Below are 18,039 nucleotides of genomic sequence, written 5' to 3' on the forward strand. Positions count from 1 at the left end.
GTAGCTCGGGTAGGTTATCCAAATAAAGGGGGAGCGTTTAGTGAGCGCTGAACAAAGAACAACACTGCTACAGCAGGGAACAACAGTAAGAGCGGGGCAAATGAAAAACTCCGCTTCTGCAAAAAAACTTTCCGGCCGGTTTCATTTGAGTAAAAAACATCAATGGGAAGAAAAAGCAGGGAAGCTGATCACAGCTGTCTGTGCGGGGTTGTTAGGTCTTCTAACGCTCTCCATCCTCTATTTTATCGCTTCGCGTGGCCTCGCTACCTTTATGGTGGACGGGGTTAGCGTGTCGCAATTTTTTACCGGCACAAAGTGGGACCCAGAAGCAGAGCCTGGTCAATTTGGAGCAGTAGCCTTTATTCTAGGTTCATTTGGAGTTACTTTAATAGCAACCATGATTGCAGCCCCTCTAGGTATTGGAGCCGCGGTGTATATGACAGAGATCGCTCCTAAGTTTGGTCAAAAGGTATTAAAGCCAGTAATGGAGTTATTGGTTGGAATTCCATCCGTTGTATACGGATACGTAGGTCTTACCTTGCTTGTCCCGTTTCTCCGTAGTCAATTTGACATTCTAGGGTTCAGTTTAATTGCGGGTGGAATTGTTCTGGCAATTATGATCTTGCCAACTGTGACCAGTGTTGCCGCAGATGCAATCGCCACTGTACCACAAGAATTACGCAATGCATCTCTAGCGTTAGGTGCTACTCGCTGGCAAACCATCCGCCATGTCGTGCTATACACAGCGCGTTCTGGGTGTCTAACTGGTATTGTTCTTGGTATGGCTCGTGCCTTCGGGGAGGCTTTGGCCGTGCAAATGGTTATCGGAAATACGATGAAACTACCTGGTGGTTTATTCGATCCGTCGATTACACTAACAAGTGGTATCACATTAAATATGGGAAATACGATTCCAGGTACGCCTTATCATAATGCGCTTTGGTCCATGTGCTTGGTACTGTTGACCATGTCGTTATTATTTATCTTAGTGGTTCGTTTGATCGGTAGAAAGAAGGGGGCAAAATAATGACTAGCAAGCAAAAAGACAAAATTGCCACCTTTTTACTAACTGGGATTGCTGTTTTATTAATTGCCTTGTTGATAGGTCTTTTAGGGTTTGTTATCAGCAAGGGTGCGAGTAAATTAAATTGGGATTTCATCACGTCTCCACCTGATATGTTACATGCAGGCGGTGGTATTGGTCCGCAGTTATTTAACTCCCTGTATTTGTTGGTTTTAACCATGTGCTTTGCTGTTCCAATTGGGCTTGGCGCAGGGATTTATTTAGCTGAATACGCACCTGATCGCAAGTGGGTTAAAATGATTCGTATGTCTATTGAGGTACTATCTTCCCTGCCGTCCATTGTTGTAGGTATGTTTGGTCTGCTACTATTTGTTAGTATGACAGGCTGGGGCTATTCTCTGATCTCAGGTGCGATGGCACTAACCGTATTTAATCTACCGTTGATCGTGCGCATTACCGAAGATGCCTTGCGCTCCGTCCCACAAGACCAGAAGGAAGCTAGCTATGCATTAGGCGTAACAAAATGGAAAACAATTGTTTCTGTCCTGCTACCTACTGCACTGCCTGGCTTGATCACAGGATTCGTACTGGCTTCTGGGCGTGTATTTGGGGAAGCGGCAGCCTTGCTATTTACAGCAGGTATGACTTCGCCTGATATTCAATTCAACAATTTTGATCTGAGTAGCCCGACTTCTCCATGGAACGTATTCCGTCCAGCAGAGTCTTTGGCCGTGCATATTTGGAAAATCAATGCAGAGGGTCTTGTTTCAGATGCACGTGAAATTGCGGATGGAGCGGCAGCTATTCTCGTGATCGCAGTCCTTATGTTTAATGGTGGAGCACGTTGGTTTGGCCGTTGGTTGCATAAACGTTTGACCAAAATCGCCGCGTAAGGAAGAGAGGACTCAATCATGCCAATAACAATTGTCCAAAAAACAGCTATTATTGAAGCGGAGAACTTATCCGTTTTTTATGGAGATAAACATGCCGTAAAAGATATCAATATTCAAATGGAACGCAATACTGTAACGGCGCTGATCGGACCTTCTGGTTGTGGGAAATCTAGCTTTTTACGCACGATTAACCGAATGAATGAAGAGATTAAGGGCTGTCGTGTGACAGGGAACCTTTGGATAGATGGAGCGGATATTTATGATCCTACTGTGAAAAAAGAGGGTCTTCGTCAATCGGTAGGAATGCTGTTCCAGCGTGCTAATCCATTTCAAAAGTCCATCTATGAAAACATCGCATTTGCACCGCGGTTTCATGGAACATCAAGCAAAGCTGAATTAAACTATATAGTGGAAGAAAGTCTACGAAAGGCCGCACTATGGGACGAAGTAAAGGATCGACTGAATGATTCCGCTTTCGCTTTATCAGGCGGCCAGCAACAGCGTCTATGCTTAGCACGTGCAATCGCTATGAAGCCAGAAGTCTTGCTTTTAGATGAGCCTTGTTCAGCGTTAGACCCAATCTCCACTTCGAAGATTGAAGAACTCATCATTTCACTAAAACACGATTATACAATTGTCATTGTCACTCATAATATGCACCAAGCTGTACGAGTAGCAGATGAGACGGCATTCTTCCTCATGGGTGAGCTGGTGGAAAAAGCTTCAACTGACAAATTATTTAATGAACCTAAGCGAACAGAGACAGCGGATTATCTCAGTGGTCGTTTTGGATAAATAAGAAAACACAAAAGCAAAAACCAGCATGGTTCAGTCCTTGCTGGTTTTTTGTATGAAGAGGAAAGCATAATAATTTATGATAATCGCATAAGTGCTTTTCACAGCTTTCCTTGTGTTAGTTTGCCAATCGCACCGTTTTCTTTATGTAGGCGGGCAGAAAGATTTACTGATTCTTTGGTTTTATAGTCTGTTTTGTAGCCGAAATGTGTATACTAATTTTTTAGTGGAAGAAGAGCTAAAGTGTGAAAGCCTTGGGAGAATACAACTATCCATATGAAAATTATGTTACTATAAAAGCAGAGAGCATAGAACGGCCCACATCGTATTTGTAGGAGGTATTTTTTTGAGTGAGGTTAAAATATTTGGTTTAGGTGGTCTGGGGGAAATTGGTAAAAATATGTATTGCGTAGAGTACGAAGATGAGATTATCATCATCGACTGTGGCGTAAAGTTTCCTGAGACTGAAATGTTTGGGATTGATTTGGTGATTCCAGATGTTTCCTACCTAATTGAAAACCAGCATAAGATCAAGGCAATGGTACTTACGCATGGACATGAAGACCATATTGGTGCTATTCCTTATGTATTAAAACAGATCAAAGCAACGATTTACGGTGGACGCCTGACACTTGGATTGGTAAAGGCTAAGCTTGAAGAGCACCGGATGCAAAATGACGTAAAAATGGTACCCGTGTTTGAAGATACCATTTTGCCTTTTGAAAATCTTTCTGTCTCTTTCTTCCGTACTAACCATAGTATTCCTGATTCGTTCGGAATTGCGATTGAAACTCCTGAAGGAACAGTGGTTCACACAGGAGATTTTAAATTTGACCTAACACCAGTAGGACGTCCTACAGAGTTTGGGAAAATTGCACGCATAGGACAAAATGGTGTACTAGCCTTGATGTCCGATAGCACCAACAGTGAGCGCCCTGGTTTTACGATGTCGGAACGTACTGTTGGCGACAGCATTATGGACGTCGTTAGCAAAGCGAGTGGTCGAATTATCTTGGCAACCTTTGCTTCCAATGTCCATCGTTTGCAACAGGTTGTGGATGCGGCTGTAGCGGATGACCGTAAGATTGCTGTTATTGGTCGAAGTATGGAAAAGGCCTTTATGATTGGACAGGAGCTAGGCTACATCCAAGTTCCTGAAGGATTCCAGATCGATATTAAAAACATTGATAATTACTCTGATAACAAGGTGTTAATTATTTGTACGGGCAGTCAGGGAGAACCGATGGCAGCGTTAACGCGGATTGCATCTGGTTCACACCGTTCTGTTCATATCTATCCAGATGATACGGTTATTATCTCAGCGTCGCCAATTCCAGGAAACACGGTTAATGTAAGTCGTATCATTGATAAATTGTATCGTGCTGGAGCCAATGTGGTACAAAACACAGCGTTTGATATTCATGCTTCCGGTCATGGTAGTAGTGAAGAATTGCGTCTCATGCTCAGTTTTATGCGTCCGACCTACTTCATTCCAATTCACGGAGAGTATCGGATGTTAAAGCAACATGCTAAATTAGCTGTACAGGTGGGTGTAGAACCGGACAACATCTTTATTATTGATAATGGTGATGTTGTTTCTTGCACCAGTGAATCAGGGCGTGTGACAAGTAAAGTGACGGCTGGTATCGTCCTCATTGATGGTAGCGGTATTGGAGACGTTGGCAATATTGTGCTGCGGGATCGTAAGCATCTTGCAGAAGATGGATTAATGGTTGTTGTGGTTAGCATAGATATGAAACAGTTCAAGCTTCTAACTGGACCAGACATCGTAAGCCGTGGGTTTGTTTACGTAAGAGGTTCTGAATCCCTTATCCAAGAAGCTACTGGTTTGGTCAAACAAAAGTTGCTGGAAGCACTAGATCGCAAAGTAAGAGAGTGGTCTGAATTAAAATCTCAGATTAACCAAGTATTAAAACCATTCATCTTTGAAAAAACAGGACGGAACCCGATGATTCTTACCATCGTAATGGAAGTGTAATAACTGCAGATCACTTGTACTCGATTGATACGAGAACAGGTATAATAGAAGAAATGTATGTAAAGGAGAGTTGAACGATTATGATGTCTTATGAAGCATATATGAGCCAAGTTATTCAACCAATGCGTAATGAGCTAACTAATGCTGGATTTGAAGAGCTTCTCACAGCAGAAGAAGTAGAAGCGACTTTCTCGGAATTAAAAGGAACGGCATTGGTAGTGGTTAACTCTGTATGCGGCTGTGCAGCAGGATTGGCTCGTCCAGCAGCAATCTACTCGACTCGCCATGAATCCAAGCCAGACCATTTTTATACGGTATTTGCTGGTCAAGATAAAGAAGCAACTGCTAAAGCTCGCGAGTATTTTGAAGGATACCCACCTTCTTCACCATCTTATGCACTATTGAAGGATGGTAAGTTGGTAGCAATGGTTGAACGTCATCAAATTGAAGGCAATGAACTAGAATCCATTGCTAAACTTCTAACTGATGCTTTTGATCAACATTGCAAATAACTATAGGTAGATGCAACGTCCATTCCATATAAGGGAATGGGCGTTTTATTTTATGTGGAATTCCTCGATGAGATGTGGTGTGCCAGAGAAGCTCGTGGCAAATGCCCAGAAAGTATGCTCTGGTGCATATGTAAAGGCAAAAATACTTTAGGCAGTAAAGGAACCAGCCCCCCTCATCCTTTCATATGATAGGGTGAAAACGGAGGTGGATATCGACATGGGTTTAGTGTCGCTTTTGCTGATTTGTTTAGCGATCAGCTTGGATGGTTTTGGCGTAGGAATGTCATACGGCCTGCGTAAAATGAATATGCCATTTCCCTCTTTTTTGGTAATTAGCCTCTGTTCCTTTGCCGTCATTTTTGTCTCTATGACATTGGGACAATGGCTTCAATATTGGGTAACGCCTGAACTAAGTTCCAAGATTGGGGCAGCTGTACTTATTCTGATCGGCGGTCTAACGCTTTGGAAAATGTTGATCAGTAAACGAAATCAGTCGGATACCCTACCTGCGGAGGAAAACGGGAAATATCGGGATTTTCGCTGGACGATACGGATGTTTGGTTTGATGATACACATTTTACGTGATCCAGAGAGAGCGGATACAGATCGTTCGGGACACATCGTGGGCAAAGAAGCGATCATGCTAGGATTGGCATTGTCTCTTGATGCATTTGGTTCAGGTGTTAGTTTAACGCTACTAGGTTTTGCGCCTCTATTTACATCCTTATGCGTGGCCCTCACCAGTATTATTTTGCTATGGGGCGGTATGACGGTAGGACGTCGCTTTTCGTCAGTTGGATGGTTTCAGAGGCTGTCATTTCTACCAGCAATTTTGTTAATTGGTATTGGCCTTTTTAAATGGTGAGAACAAAAATAGCTTCGGTATCCATTCTCAACGAAGGAGCCGAAGCTTTTTCTATCATGATTTTGCAAGTGGGACTGGCGCTGTAAGAGAGCTAAGGGATTCCGATGAACCTAGCATGAATAACAAACATGATCGTGGCAACGGATAGCAGGGAGAAAACGAGTAGAAATAAAAACTTCAATCTCAAGCTTTTTTCATACCAATCGGCTTGTCTGCATAGATATGAGAATAAGTTGAAGAAGAGCATTGGAGGAGATTGTATTGAAGCCGAACAAACCGTGGTACCAAGTCCCTCTAGCGGAATTACCTAAAATGACAGGCAGTGATGTTCAAAATGGTTTAACACAGGAAGAAGCGGCTGCTCGCAGACAAGAATACGGTAAAAATCAGCTTGCCGAAGCCAAAAGGATTCCACTCTACGTTGTATTTATGAACCAGTTTAAAGATTTTATGGTGGGAGTTCTGGTGGTCGCCACCATTCTCTCCTTCTTTTTAGGAGAGTACCTAGATGCCATCACTATCATTGCCATCATTTTTATAAATGGCGTATTAGGTTTCATACAGGAAGCCAAAGCAGAAAAATCGCTCAGTGCTTTAAAAGACATGGCAGCCCCCATGGCTCGAGTTATTCGTAATGGAGACCTGGACTTGGTTCCTGCTCCCCTATTGGTTCCAGGTGATATTGTACTTTTTGAAGCAGGTGACCGTGTTCCTGCCGATGTGAGACTGGTTAACGCCAATCGACTAGAAATGGAAGAGTCTGCTCTTACAGGAGAATCGCTTCCTGTGATGAAAACGGCCAAAGTTATTGAATCAGAAGGACAGGTTCCTCTAGGTGATCAGAAAAACCTAGCGTTTATGGGAACAATGGTAACAGGGGGAACAGGAAAGGGAATCGTTGTTCAAACTGGTATGTCTACCGAGATAGGAAAAATTGCGCACTTAATGAATCAAGCAGAGACGTTGGAGACTCCTCTACAGATTAAATTGGAACAGATGGGGAAAACGCTCGTCTGGATCGCTTTGTTGCTCACGGTTTTTGTCATAGTGGCAGGGGTTTGGCATGGGCAAGATTTAATGACCATGTTCCTAGCGGGGGTCAGCCTTGCTGTGGCTGCTATTCCAGAAGGGTTACCTGCAATCGTGACAGTAGCTCTTGCACTAGGTGTGCAGCGAATGATTAAAAGAAATGCTATCGTTCGCAAGCTACCGTCCGTAGAGACTCTTGGTTGTGCATCAGTCATTTGCTCTGATAAAACAGGGACCCTTACTGAGAATAAAATGACAGTGACTCATCTTTGGCATAGTGGAAAAAGCTTTGATGTAACAGGTAGTGGCTATGAACCAAATGGTGAAATTAAATGCCAAGGAAAAGTAATAAAGGCAACGGCAGATTCAGGATTGTCTCAGATCTGTCAGATTGCAGAGAAATGCAATAATGCAAAGCTAGTGAGTGGTCAGCAAAGGGAACGCACCATGCTACTTCTGTCTAAAAATGTTCCAACATGGAATGTAATCGGAGACCCGACTGAGGGAGCTCTACTTACTTTAGCCTACAAGGCCCTAAAAGAGGGGAAAAAACAAAATGAACCCACCATTCGCATTGACGAATTGCCATTTGATTCTGATCGTAAAATGATGTCTGTGGTAGAACAAGCACCAAGCGGTGAAGTAGAATTGCTAACCAAAGGAGCTGTCGAGGCTCTGCTACGGCGCTCTTCTCACATATACTGGCAAGGAGAAATCGTACCTCTTACGAATGCTCATTGCAGCACAGTTGCTAAGCATACAGAAGAGATGGCGGGTGGGGCTCTGCGTGTTCTTGGTTTTGCTTACAAGACACTCAAAGATTATACGACTGGAGAAGAACCATCTGTATTGGAAACAGATCTCGTTTTTGTGGGTATGGTCGGCATGATAGATCCACCACGCAAAGAAATAAAACCAGCTATCGAACTGTGCCGCCAAGCAGGTATTAAAACAGTAATGATTACGGGGGATCACAAAATAACCGCGGAAGCAATTGGACGTCAGATCGGTTTGTTTCAAGGGGTCAACAGCCATGTGCTAGAAGGAGCTACAATTGACGAGATGACCGAAGAAGAGCTGATTAGCACAGTTGATAAAGTATATGTATATGCTCGTGTATCCCCTGAACATAAACTACGTATTGTTAAAGCATTGCAAAGTTGTGGCCATATTGTGGCGATGACAGGAGATGGTGTAAATGATGCACCTGCTATAAAGGCTGCTGATATAGGCATTGCGATGGGGATAACAGGAACGGATGTGACCAAGGAAGCAGCCTCATTGGTGTTGCGAGACGATAACTTTGCTACGATTGTTTCTGCTGTAGAAGAAGGAAGAAACATCTACGATAATATTCGAAAATTTATTCGTTATTTACTTGCCTCTAATGTTGGGGAGATTTTAGTTATGTTTTTCGCTATGCTAATGGGGTTACCATTACCGTTACTACCAATCCAGATTCTTTGGGTAAATCTGGTAACAGATGGGTTACCTGCTATGGCGCTTGGGGTAGATCCATCTGAAGGAGACACTATGCGACATAAACCGCGTAATAAACATGAAAATATTTTTGGACGTGGATTGGGTTGGAAGATTATCAGTCGTGGTTTATTAATTGGCCTGATGACTCTTGGTGCATTTGTCCTTGCCTATCATGAAAATCCGAATGACCTGACTCATGCCCAAACGGTAGCTTTTGCTACCTTAGTAATGGCACAGCTTATTCATGTATTTGACTGCCGTAGCGAACGCTCTGTCTTCCATCGCAATCCTTTTAGCAATAAGTTCTTGGTCTGGGCAGTGTTATCATCACTTGCTTTAATGCTTGTTGTTATTTACTGGGATGTTATGCAGCCAATCTTTAAAACAACATCACTCTCGTTACGAGATTGGGCGTTAATCTTTGTTGCAGCAGGAATTCCTACTTTTGTCGCGGGTATGGGTGGTGTTCTTCGTTCTTCACAGCCCAAAGAAGTGTATAAATTAAACTAATAGAGACGTACTCTCTGTCGTATGCATACAGTAGCAACAGGAGGGGGGTGCCATGGAAATCTTCTTTCTAGCTATGGCTCTTGCCTGTTCGCTGATTGCTTACCTATTTGAAGAAAGACTATGGGTAACCATGCTTCGGACTACTGATAAGAATGAGTTTGTCCAATGGTGCAAGCATCTTGAGGAACGAGGCGTCGAGTATCATAGTAAAAAACGCTTGATTCACGAAAATCATGCTTGGGTAAAGGTATACAAGGTTAAAGTACCGAAAGAGCAAGCGTCCCGCGTGAATGTTACTTACCATGAAGAGAGAATACAAAAAAGGAGCTAACCATCTGGTGGCTCCTTTTCTTCTATTCTCCAAAAGTGGAAAAGAAAAATGATTCGCAAAACAGCCGTTTCGAGTATACTAATTAGGATGAAACAAGCCAACAAATTTTGACACGGACTGACAAGGATGGTGAAATCCAGTTTGAGTATTCGAACAAAACGTATTCTGTTTTTATGTGTATTCCTGCTTTTAATTACGGCGGTCTTTTTTGCATATAAAATCTTTGGTTTTATGTCAGGTATTCAAGACGCCACTATATTTCCGCCAACAGCGAATCCAACTGCCACAAAACCAGAGGCTCCACCTGTATGGACGGGGACAGAGCGGGTTAACATTTTGCTAATGGGCCTAGACAAACGAGAGATGCGTCCGAATGAACTACCGCGTTCTGATAGCATGATGCTCGTAAGTATTGACCCGGAGAAAAAAACATATGATCTCTTCTCCATTATGCGCGACACGCTTGTACGTATACCTGGACATGGAAAAACGCGTGTAAATGAAGCTTTGACGTATGGAGGCCCTGAGCTTGCCATGGAAACAGTCAGCGATTTTGTAGGACAACCTGTCCATTACTACGTATTGACTGATTTCGAAGGCTTCAAGAGCTTAATTGATGCCGTTGGGGGTGTAGAGATAGATGTAGAGAAGAACATGAGCTATCATGACCCAACCGATAAAGGAAAGTACGATATTAATTTGAAAAAGGGATTGCAACGCTTAGATGGTGAAAAGGCATTGCAATATGCTCGTTTTCGGCATGATGCCACTTCTGACTATACTCGTACAGAACGTCAACGGAAGCTACTAAGTGCTGTTGCTACAGAACTGAAGTCTACTACCACTATTTTTCAAATTCCTAAAATATTGGATAGTGTCCAACCATATATCCAAACAAATCTAGCCACACTTGATATGATTAAGCTAGGTTCATTGGGAATGTCTCTTCAACAGTCAGGAGAAGGTGGTCATCAATTACCGCCAATGAATATGTTCCGAGAAGCTAACGTTCCAGGCAAAGGTGCTGTTCTACTCCCATCGGATCAAGACATTATCAAATATATGGACGAGCAGCTAAATAACAAGAATTCGGCAGAGGACAAAGAAGGTAAGCGAGGAGATTCCTCCACCTCTTATAAATACACTCATCTAGAGCATGCTTCATAACAAAGCATTTTATTTTGATAGAGATGGTTTAGGACGGACCATCTTTATCATTTTTCCATTGACACCAGATTCGTAATTCTTTATTCTTATAGTTGATTTACCGAATTCCTAGTGATCTAATAGGAATTCTGATATCTTTGCGAAGATATAACGTAATTTGATTGCCTATTCGGCCAGAGCCGTGGGTGGAGCAGGGGGCGATTCTACTCTCATGATTAAACTATCTAACATTGTAAAGGTTTTTAAAAATCGTTTTGGAACCTTTACAGCCCTAAATGGTGTTGATTTGACAATCCAACAGGGAGATATTTATGGCATCATTGGATACAGTGGAGCTGGAAAATCAACGCTAGTGCGCATGATTAACCTACTGGAGTCCCCAACAAGCGGTGAAGTTATCGTGGGTGATACACATCTCCACAATTTAGCACCAAGTGAATTACGTAAAGCAAGACGTAAGATTGGTATGGTTTTTCAACATTTTAACTTACTATGGTCGCGTACTGTAGCAGATAATGTAGCATTGCCATTAGAGATTGCTGGCGTGCCAAAATCGGAGCATCAAGCCAGAGTAAAAGAATTATTGGAATTGGTAGGGTTGTCTGATAAATCAGATATGTATCCATCCCAATTATCTGGCGGTCAAAAGCAGCGTGTAGGTATTGCGCGAGCATTGGCTAACCAACCTGACGTTCTTTTATGTGATGAAGCAACATCAGCACTGGATCCGAAAACAACCGATTCCATCTTGGAATTGTTACAAGACATTAATCGCAAACTAGGTTTAACCATTATTTTAATTACGCATGAAATGCACGTGATCGAGAAAATTTGTGACAAAGTGGCTGTTATGGAAAGTGGACGCGTCATTGAAGCAGGTGATGTCGTAGAAGTGTTCTCCCATCCAAAAACGACTACAACCAAAGAATTCTTGAATCAAGTATCTGGTAATAACCAGCTATCTCCTGATTTTCTGGATGGTTTGGGACAGGGAGCTGTTCTGCGTCTTACTTTCTTGGGTGGATCAGCTAGCCAATCCATGATAAGCCAATTAGTTAGCGAAGTAGGCGTGCAAGCAAATATTTTACAGGGACAGATTAAACGTTTGAAAGATGTTGCCTTTGGTACTTTATATGTGCAGATTCCAGGTGATCTTGATACAGAATCTAAAGCTGTTACCTACTTAAAAAAGAGTGGCGTTATTGTCGATGTCATTCGAGGTGCTGAGGGGGGAAACGCTGATGAATGATTTTCTGTTGACCTACTTACCAAACGTATTGAAATTCTGGGACCTAATCCAGAAGGCCATTTGGGAAACAAGTTATATGGTATTGTTTTCTTTATTATTTGCCGCACTTATTGGGATTCCGCTAGGTATTTTACTCGTAATTACAAGTAAAGGTCATCTAAAGCCTATGCCAGCTTTGTATCAATTCCTTAGCTTTATTGTTAATATCTTTAGATCGATTCCTTACATCGTATTAATTATTATCCTAATCCCAGTTACACGTGCATTAATACAGACCTCGATCGGACCGAATGCGGCTATTCTCAGTCTTGTCGTTGGATCTGCACCGTTTATTGCTCGTCTGGTTGAAACATCCATTCGTGAAGTAAATCGTGGTGTAATTGAAGCGGCCCAATCCATGGGCGCTAGCAACTGGCAAATTATCTATAAAATTTTGATTCCAGAGTCCTTACCGGGTATTGTCTCGGGGATTACAGTTACTGCTGTTAGCTTAGTAGGATATACAGCGATGGCAGGTGTTGTAGGAGCTGGTGGTTTAGGAGCTATGGCATTTAACTACGGCTTTAATGGATTTAAGCCAGATATCATGCTGGTTACCACAGTTTTGTTGATTATTCTTGTACAAATCATTCAGATGATTGGTGACGCGATTTCGCGAAAACTAGATCATCGTTGATAAATTAGGAATGAATTAAAATAAGGGGGTAAAAGGATGAAAAAGATTTTCTCAACACTTGCGATAGGATTATTAGCTTTGAGTTTGACTGCTTGCGGCGCTGGCAACAAAACAGATAATAACACTGCTACACCACAAGAAGGACAACCTGTAACTCTAAAAGTGGGCGCAACCGCTGTTCCTCATGCGGAGATTTTGAATGAAGTGGTTAAACCGATGTTACAAAAGGAAAACATTAATCTTGATGTTGTGCTTTTCCAAGATTTCGTAATGCCAAACACACAACTAGCTGAAAAGGAATTAGATGCGAACTACTTCCAGCACATTCCTTGGTTAGAGAAAACCAATATAGAAAAAGGTCTAGACCTTACGTATGTAGCAGGTATCCACATCGAGCCAATGGGTATCTACTCTAATAAAACAAAAGCATACAAAGATGTAGCAGCTCTTCCACAAGGTGCAGTAGTAGCTATTACGAATGCTTCTGTTGAGCAAGGACGTATTCTTGCTATTCTTGAAAATGCAGGTCTTTTGAAATTAAAAGATGGCGTGGGCACTAATGGAACGGTAGCCGATATCGTTGAGAAAAAAATAGAATTAAAAGAACTAGAACCAGCGATGCTGCCACGAGCTATTGACGATCCAGGTATTGATGCAGCTGTTATCAACTCTAACTTTGCGATGGAAGCTGGTCTAAAACCAACTGAGAACTCCATCTATCTAGAAGAGGGTAAAGACAATCCAAATGTAAACGTATTGGCAACTCGTCAAGATAACAAAGATAGTGAAGTAATTAAGAAGCTTGCTGAAGCAATGACTTCTCCTGAAGTGAAAGACTTCATTGATAAGAAATATAATGGTGCTGTATTGTTTGTCGGACAGCTGAAATAATGGAGTGTGAATAAAAAAACTGTCGGATTAAACCGGCAGTTTTTTTATTCTATCGGAACATTTTACGATACTTGCCTAGTTACATTGCGAGCCAGTTTTCTTTGGCGATTCCACGACCAGAGTACAATACCAAAAGGTAGCAATGTTAATAGAAGTAAGAGAATGCCATCAGCAAATTGCCAAGAGATAATAGGGTATTGCAAGAAATCAGTCATAATGCGGCGAATGATCTCGATTGATTGGAGTAAGAAGAAATTGAAGAAGAAATAGAGCGCGAAACAGAAGCCCAACAAAAAGAAGATCGAGTACCAGCGAATCACTTGTTTCTCACGCATATCTACCGTGTCCCATATTTCTTGTTCGGCAGGAGTCCATTTTCGGTACAATTTACGTAGGAACAATTGAGTATTATCCAATAGATTATTACAGCCAAAAAAGTTGGTGAATACATAGTAAATATCCGTTCTCATAAAGAACATGAATTGAAAGCCGAGAGCCATTAAGAAATTCAAATTGATTAGTTTAATAAAGGAAAGCATGAAATCAGTTAATGTGATGACTCCTACATCATGAGCAAACAGGAGCCAGACACCAATACTAAAAAAAATGGCATCTCCAGACATTCCAGCAAAGTAGGCAGGATAACGCTTATTTGGTTCAACTAGAACGATGTCAGACATATTTGTCTCTGCCACAGGGAAGAATAGGCGATGGCTAAATCCGATTCGGCTACCAACTCCAAGAGAACGGACAGCAGTTAAGTGTGCTGTTTCGTGTATAAACAAAAAGAGATAATTAACAACAACGGCTAACAGAAGAGAAGCGGTTAAGGATGGCGAACTAAAAATATCGGTGAAGACTGGAAAGTATTCATGATGAAAAAAGAGCAGTACTACAGCTGATATAAAGCAGACAATAGAGATAGAGAATGTAAATTTATTGAATAATATGCTACCAACCCGTTCGGAAATCCAAGGGAAATGATCGATGCGTATCTCCTTCTCATTAACTACAGTCCCATCTACGGTATAAACAAATTGATATTCGTTAATTAAATCAAGTGCAAAATCTTGAACATCGACAGGTTCACCAAATCGTCTTTCCATTTCTTCAGCTACCTGAATAATGGTTTGCCCCTGATCTAACATCTCAATAATTTCAACAGCAAAAGTAGGTAACATGATATATTCACTTTTATCGGGCCTACCAATTATGGTTTCTTCTTCACTTACTTGGCGTTTTTTTAGGGGATGCATGCGCAACATACTGTTATTAGTTAGTTCCATTCGTTATTTCCTCCGTTAGCTAAGCACTTCTTCAACTGGTTGCTCCAGCGAAAAGATAGAAAGAGTTCGTTTACCTTCACCGCAGGTCGGACAATCTAGTTCTTTTCGCTCTGTTTCTGAAACTATTTTTGTTTCATAAGTTAAAAAGTTGATGGTGACATATCTACCTTCAGATTGAACTTGACTTGTGCCGGTAAGGATTTTACATGCTTCAGAGGCAATAATGCCTGTAATAATGGCTAAATTAGGAGCAATCGTTGCTGTAGGAAGATGGTACTTTGAATCAATTAGATACTTTAGTTCCTCTTCGTAATGATCAGGATTTTGATCATGATGATGAAGATGGAAGCAATCTAAACAAGGAGTTTTTCCAGGATGAATATGATAAAAGGTTCCTTCTGTTAAATTGACTCCTCCTGCAATAAAGGGAATTCCTAGTTCAACACATGCTGTATTTACCCATCTTTGAATGAAGAAAAAGGGGAGTATCAGCTGCTAAAATAACAAGATCACTACCCGCTATGAGTTCTTTTACATCAGAGGCAGAGCCAATTTTCTTCATAATGGTTTCGACAGACATGCCTGAATTGCGTTCATTAACGAATTCTTCAGTCACGTCGATTTTTAACCGACCAATATCACTCTCTTTAAAAAGTAACTGGCGATTTAAGTTACTAAGCTCCACACGATCAAAGTCGACAATTCGAACATTAGTAACCCCCAGACCAGCAAAGTTAGATAAGAGAGAAGAACCAAAGGCACCTGATCCAAGTATTGTTACTTTCTTTTGAAGTAAATCTTCTTGAACCTTACTCGGTGGATTGTCTATATCGGAATAAATCGAAAAGAAACGGATATTAGCCCGATAGCGTTCCTTTTGAGCTGTCGTTAGTGATGTTGTTTCTTCCCAGGTCTTATCTTCTATATAACCGAGGGAATTAAGAGCGGTTATTGCTTCAGTTAGTTCCCCAAATGTAACTTCTGGGTGTCTGCTGGCAAGCAACTTATGTATTTCATCAAGGGTACGACTACCATCAAGTAAGTGAATTAATGTTTTTATGGAACCAGTTTCATCGGGAATTTGATTAATGAAGCCAGATACTTGTCCAAATTGGAGAGTGTCGGATCCAATTTCGATAATAGGGTGAATTTCTTTTACGATAGGCTTCTGTTGCATGCAATCCTTCTCCTTTCAATTTTACAAACAATGATAGGGATAGCTGACGCAACTATCCCTATCTCATTTTGATAATAACAGGAAGCATGTAATGAAATTATTATTTGTCAGAATTATCTAATAAAAATTCTATCCTTTTATTTTTCGTATTTCAATATAAATTTGTAATTTTCAATATATATAGCTTTTATGTTCGTTTTTTGCGATTACAGCTGTATAAACGAGCGCCCCTATTCGTATAGTAAGTAGAGAAGAGTGATTCATTAATTGGTATAAATCATACTCGGATGTACCAGAACGATAACATCAAATTTACCATTATTTGATTGGAATCAATAATAATTTCCAGTAATTTCATTTTTAAAAGGATTTTTCTGTATATATATTTTATTTTAATTTATTTATCTTGATAATTAATAAAAAATAATTAAATGTAAAAGGAAATTATATTATATTATTCAGAAAAAGAGTATAGTAAAGCATATGAGAAAGAAATAAGGGGGACACAAAAAGATGAAAAAGAATATTTTTGTGCTAATGAGTTCAGTTTTAGTTTTGGGTGTAGCTTTAGCAGGTTGCGGAGGTAACAGTAATACAGCAGCACCGGGTTCTACTGATGCGTCCAAGCAAGAAACAAATGGTGAACCAAAAGTATTGCGTATGAATATGCACACTGAGCCTCCTACATCTGACCCTGGTATTGCGGAAGACTCAACTTCCGGTGCGGTTGTTCGCGCAATCTTTGACGGCTTAACTCGTACAGATAAAGATGGAAAACCACAACCATCCGTTGCAGAAAAAATTGATGTTTCTGAGGATGGTACAAAATATACATTCCATTTGAGAGATGCTAAATGGAGTAATGGTGAGCCTTTAACAGCTCATGACTTTGAATTTGCTTGGAAACGAGCATTGGATCCTGCTACAGCTTCTAACTATGCATACCAACTCGACTACATTAAGGGTGGAGAAGCTTTTAGAACAGGCAAAGGTAAAAAAGAGGATGTAGGAGTAAAAGCTACTGACGATAAAACATTGGAAGTAGAATTGGCTAACCCAACTCCGTTCTTCCTAGAATTGACTAGCTTCTATACGTACTATCCTGTAAATAAGAAATTGGTTGAATCCAACAAAGACTGGGCAAAAGAAGCTAAGACGATTGTTGGTAATGGACCATTTAAGATGACGAATTGGGAACACAAAAGTAAGTTGACACTTGAAAAGAACGAACATTACTGGGATGCTGATGTTGTAAAAATCGACAAAATTGAATTCTCAATGGTTGAGGATGAGAATACAGAGCTTTCCATGTATCAAAATGGAGAGTTAGATTGGGCTGGTGCTCCATTAAGTAACGTTCCTTTGGATTCTATTCCAGCGCTGCAACAAAGTAATGAACTAATTACAAAACCGAAAGCATCTATTTACTGGTACAAATTTAATACAGAAAAAGCACCGTTTAACAACGTGAAAATCCGTAAAGCATTTGCCTATGCGGTTGATCGTGAAGCCATCGTTAAAAACGTAACGCAATCAGGACAACAGCCTGCAATGGGTATGCTACCTCCTACAATGTCTTTCAATAAAGAAGGTTATTTTAAAGATAACGATGTAGACACAGCTAAGCAGTTACTCCAAGAAGGTATGAAAGAGCTGGGCATAACAAAGCTTCCACCAGTAACCATTTCTATCAATACATCTGAAAACCATAAAAAAATTGCTGAGGCAGTTCAAGACCAATGGAAAAAGGCTTTAGATGTTGACGTGAGAATTGAAAACGCCGAGTGGAAAGTATATTTGGATAAACTACACCAAGGTAACTACCAAGTAGGACGTATGGGCTGGAATGCTGACTTTAACGATCCAATTAACTTTATTGAACTATTCCGTGACAAAAAGGGCGGAAACAACGATACGAACTGGGAAAATGCTGAATACAAAAAACTTGTAAACGACTCCCAAAAAGAGCTAGACAAGGCCAAACGTGACGAAATACTACAAAAGGCAGAAGAAATCTTTATGGACGAATTGCCAGTTGTTCCAGTTTACTACTACACTGATTCTTGGGTGCAAAATCCTAAGCTGAAAGGTGTAAGCTTTGATGCTATGGGTAACATCGACTGGAAATGGGCAGATTTAGAAAAATAAGATCA

The 18,039-nt window shown here is 40.9% G+C and carries 14 protein-coding genes and 1 pseudogene; 13 read left to right on the forward strand and 2 right to left on the reverse strand.

Going from position 1 to position 18,039, the window contains the following annotated elements:
- The first annotated feature begins 40 nt into the window (after positions 1–40).
- From pstC to EEL30_08325, 12 genes are all read left to right on the forward strand, one after another.
- On the forward strand, positions 41–1,027 hold the full coding sequence (pstC, locus tag EEL30_08270) for a phosphate ABC transporter permease subunit PstC (protein QDX92341.1): 987 nt from the start codon (positions 41–43) through the stop codon (positions 1,025–1,027).
- The gene (gene pstA / locus EEL30_08275) at positions 1,027–1,917 is read left to right on the forward strand and encodes a phosphate ABC transporter permease PstA (protein QDX92342.1); all 891 of its coding nucleotides are present in this window, start codon (positions 1,027–1,029) and stop codon (positions 1,915–1,917) included. Before pstC ends, pstA begins: the two co-directional genes overlap by 1 nt.
- Positions 1,918–1,935: 18 nt before the next feature.
- Positions 1,936–2,712 carry a phosphate ABC transporter ATP-binding protein gene (gene pstB, locus EEL30_08280; GenBank protein QDX92343.1) on the forward strand — a complete coding sequence of 259 codons (777 nt, stop codon included), beginning with the start codon at positions 1,936–1,938 and terminating at the stop codon, positions 2,710–2,712.
- Between the two features lie 346 nt (positions 2,713–3,058).
- Complete coding sequence (locus EEL30_08285) at positions 3,059–4,711, forward strand: ribonuclease J (GenBank protein ID QDX92344.1); 1,653 nt, start codon at positions 3,059–3,061, stop codon at positions 4,709–4,711.
- An 80-nt stretch (positions 4,712–4,791) separates the two neighbouring features.
- Positions 4,792–5,223: a BrxA/BrxB family bacilliredoxin gene (locus EEL30_08290; GenBank protein ID QDX92345.1), complete on the forward strand. Its 432-nt coding sequence runs from the start codon at positions 4,792–4,794 to the stop codon at positions 5,221–5,223.
- Between the two features lie 217 nt (positions 5,224–5,440).
- Positions 5,441–6,088, forward strand: coding sequence for a sporulation membrane protein YtaF (ytaF, locus tag EEL30_08295; protein ID QDX92346.1), 648 nt, complete (start codon positions 5,441–5,443; stop codon positions 6,086–6,088).
- A gap of 261 nt (positions 6,089–6,349) precedes the next feature.
- The gene (locus EEL30_08300) at positions 6,350–9,109 is read left to right on the forward strand and encodes a calcium-translocating P-type ATPase, SERCA-type (GenBank protein ID QDX92347.1); all 2,760 of its coding nucleotides are present in this window, start codon (positions 6,350–6,352) and stop codon (positions 9,107–9,109) included.
- 52 nt (positions 9,110–9,161) lie between these two features.
- Positions 9,162–9,440, forward strand: a complete 279-nt coding sequence (locus EEL30_08305; protein QDX92348.1) for a hypothetical protein — start codon at positions 9,162–9,164, stop codon at positions 9,438–9,440.
- Positions 9,441–9,566: 126 nt separating this feature from the next.
- Positions 9,567–10,607, forward strand: a complete 1,041-nt coding sequence (locus EEL30_08310; protein QDX92349.1) for a LytR family transcriptional regulator — start codon at positions 9,567–9,569, stop codon at positions 10,605–10,607.
- Positions 10,608–10,788: 181 nt separating this feature from the next.
- The gene (locus EEL30_08315; GenBank protein ID QDX95706.1) at positions 10,789–11,856 is read left to right on the forward strand and encodes a methionine ABC transporter ATP-binding protein; all 1,068 of its coding nucleotides are present in this window, start codon (positions 10,789–10,791) and stop codon (positions 11,854–11,856) included.
- On the forward strand, positions 11,849–12,532 hold the full coding sequence (locus EEL30_08320; GenBank protein ID QDX92350.1) for an ABC transporter permease: 684 nt from the start codon (positions 11,849–11,851) through the stop codon (positions 12,530–12,532). The genes EEL30_08315 and EEL30_08320 overlap by 8 nt, the downstream gene beginning before the upstream one ends.
- A 36-nt stretch (positions 12,533–12,568) precedes the next feature.
- On the forward strand, positions 12,569–13,423 hold the full coding sequence (locus EEL30_08325) for a MetQ/NlpA family ABC transporter substrate-binding protein (protein QDX92351.1): 855 nt from the start codon (positions 12,569–12,571) through the stop codon (positions 13,421–13,423).
- 62 nt (positions 13,424–13,485) lie between these two features.
- Here the strand turns inward: EEL30_08325 and EEL30_08330 are convergent, their stop codons facing one another.
- Positions 13,486–14,709 (reverse strand): PqqD family protein, encoded by a 1,224-nt coding sequence (locus EEL30_08330; GenBank protein ID QDX92352.1) that lies wholly within the window; start codon positions 14,707–14,709, stop codon positions 13,486–13,488.
- Between the two features lie 15 nt (positions 14,710–14,724).
- Positions 14,725–15,886: pseudogene (locus EEL30_08335) on the reverse strand (ThiF family adenylyltransferase).
- Between the two features lie 513 nt (positions 15,887–16,399).
- On the opposite strand from EEL30_08335, the gene EEL30_08340 reads away from it, so the two are divergent.
- On the forward strand, positions 16,400–18,034 hold the full coding sequence (locus EEL30_08340; GenBank protein QDX92353.1) for a peptide ABC transporter substrate-binding protein: 1,635 nt from the start codon (positions 16,400–16,402) through the stop codon (positions 18,032–18,034).
- The last annotated feature ends 5 nt before the right edge of the window (positions 18,035–18,039 follow it).

Source organism: Brevibacillus laterosporus, assembly GCA_007833815.1.
Lineage (GTDB): Bacteria > Bacillota > Bacilli > Brevibacillales > Brevibacillaceae > Brevibacillus_B > Brevibacillus_B laterosporus_D.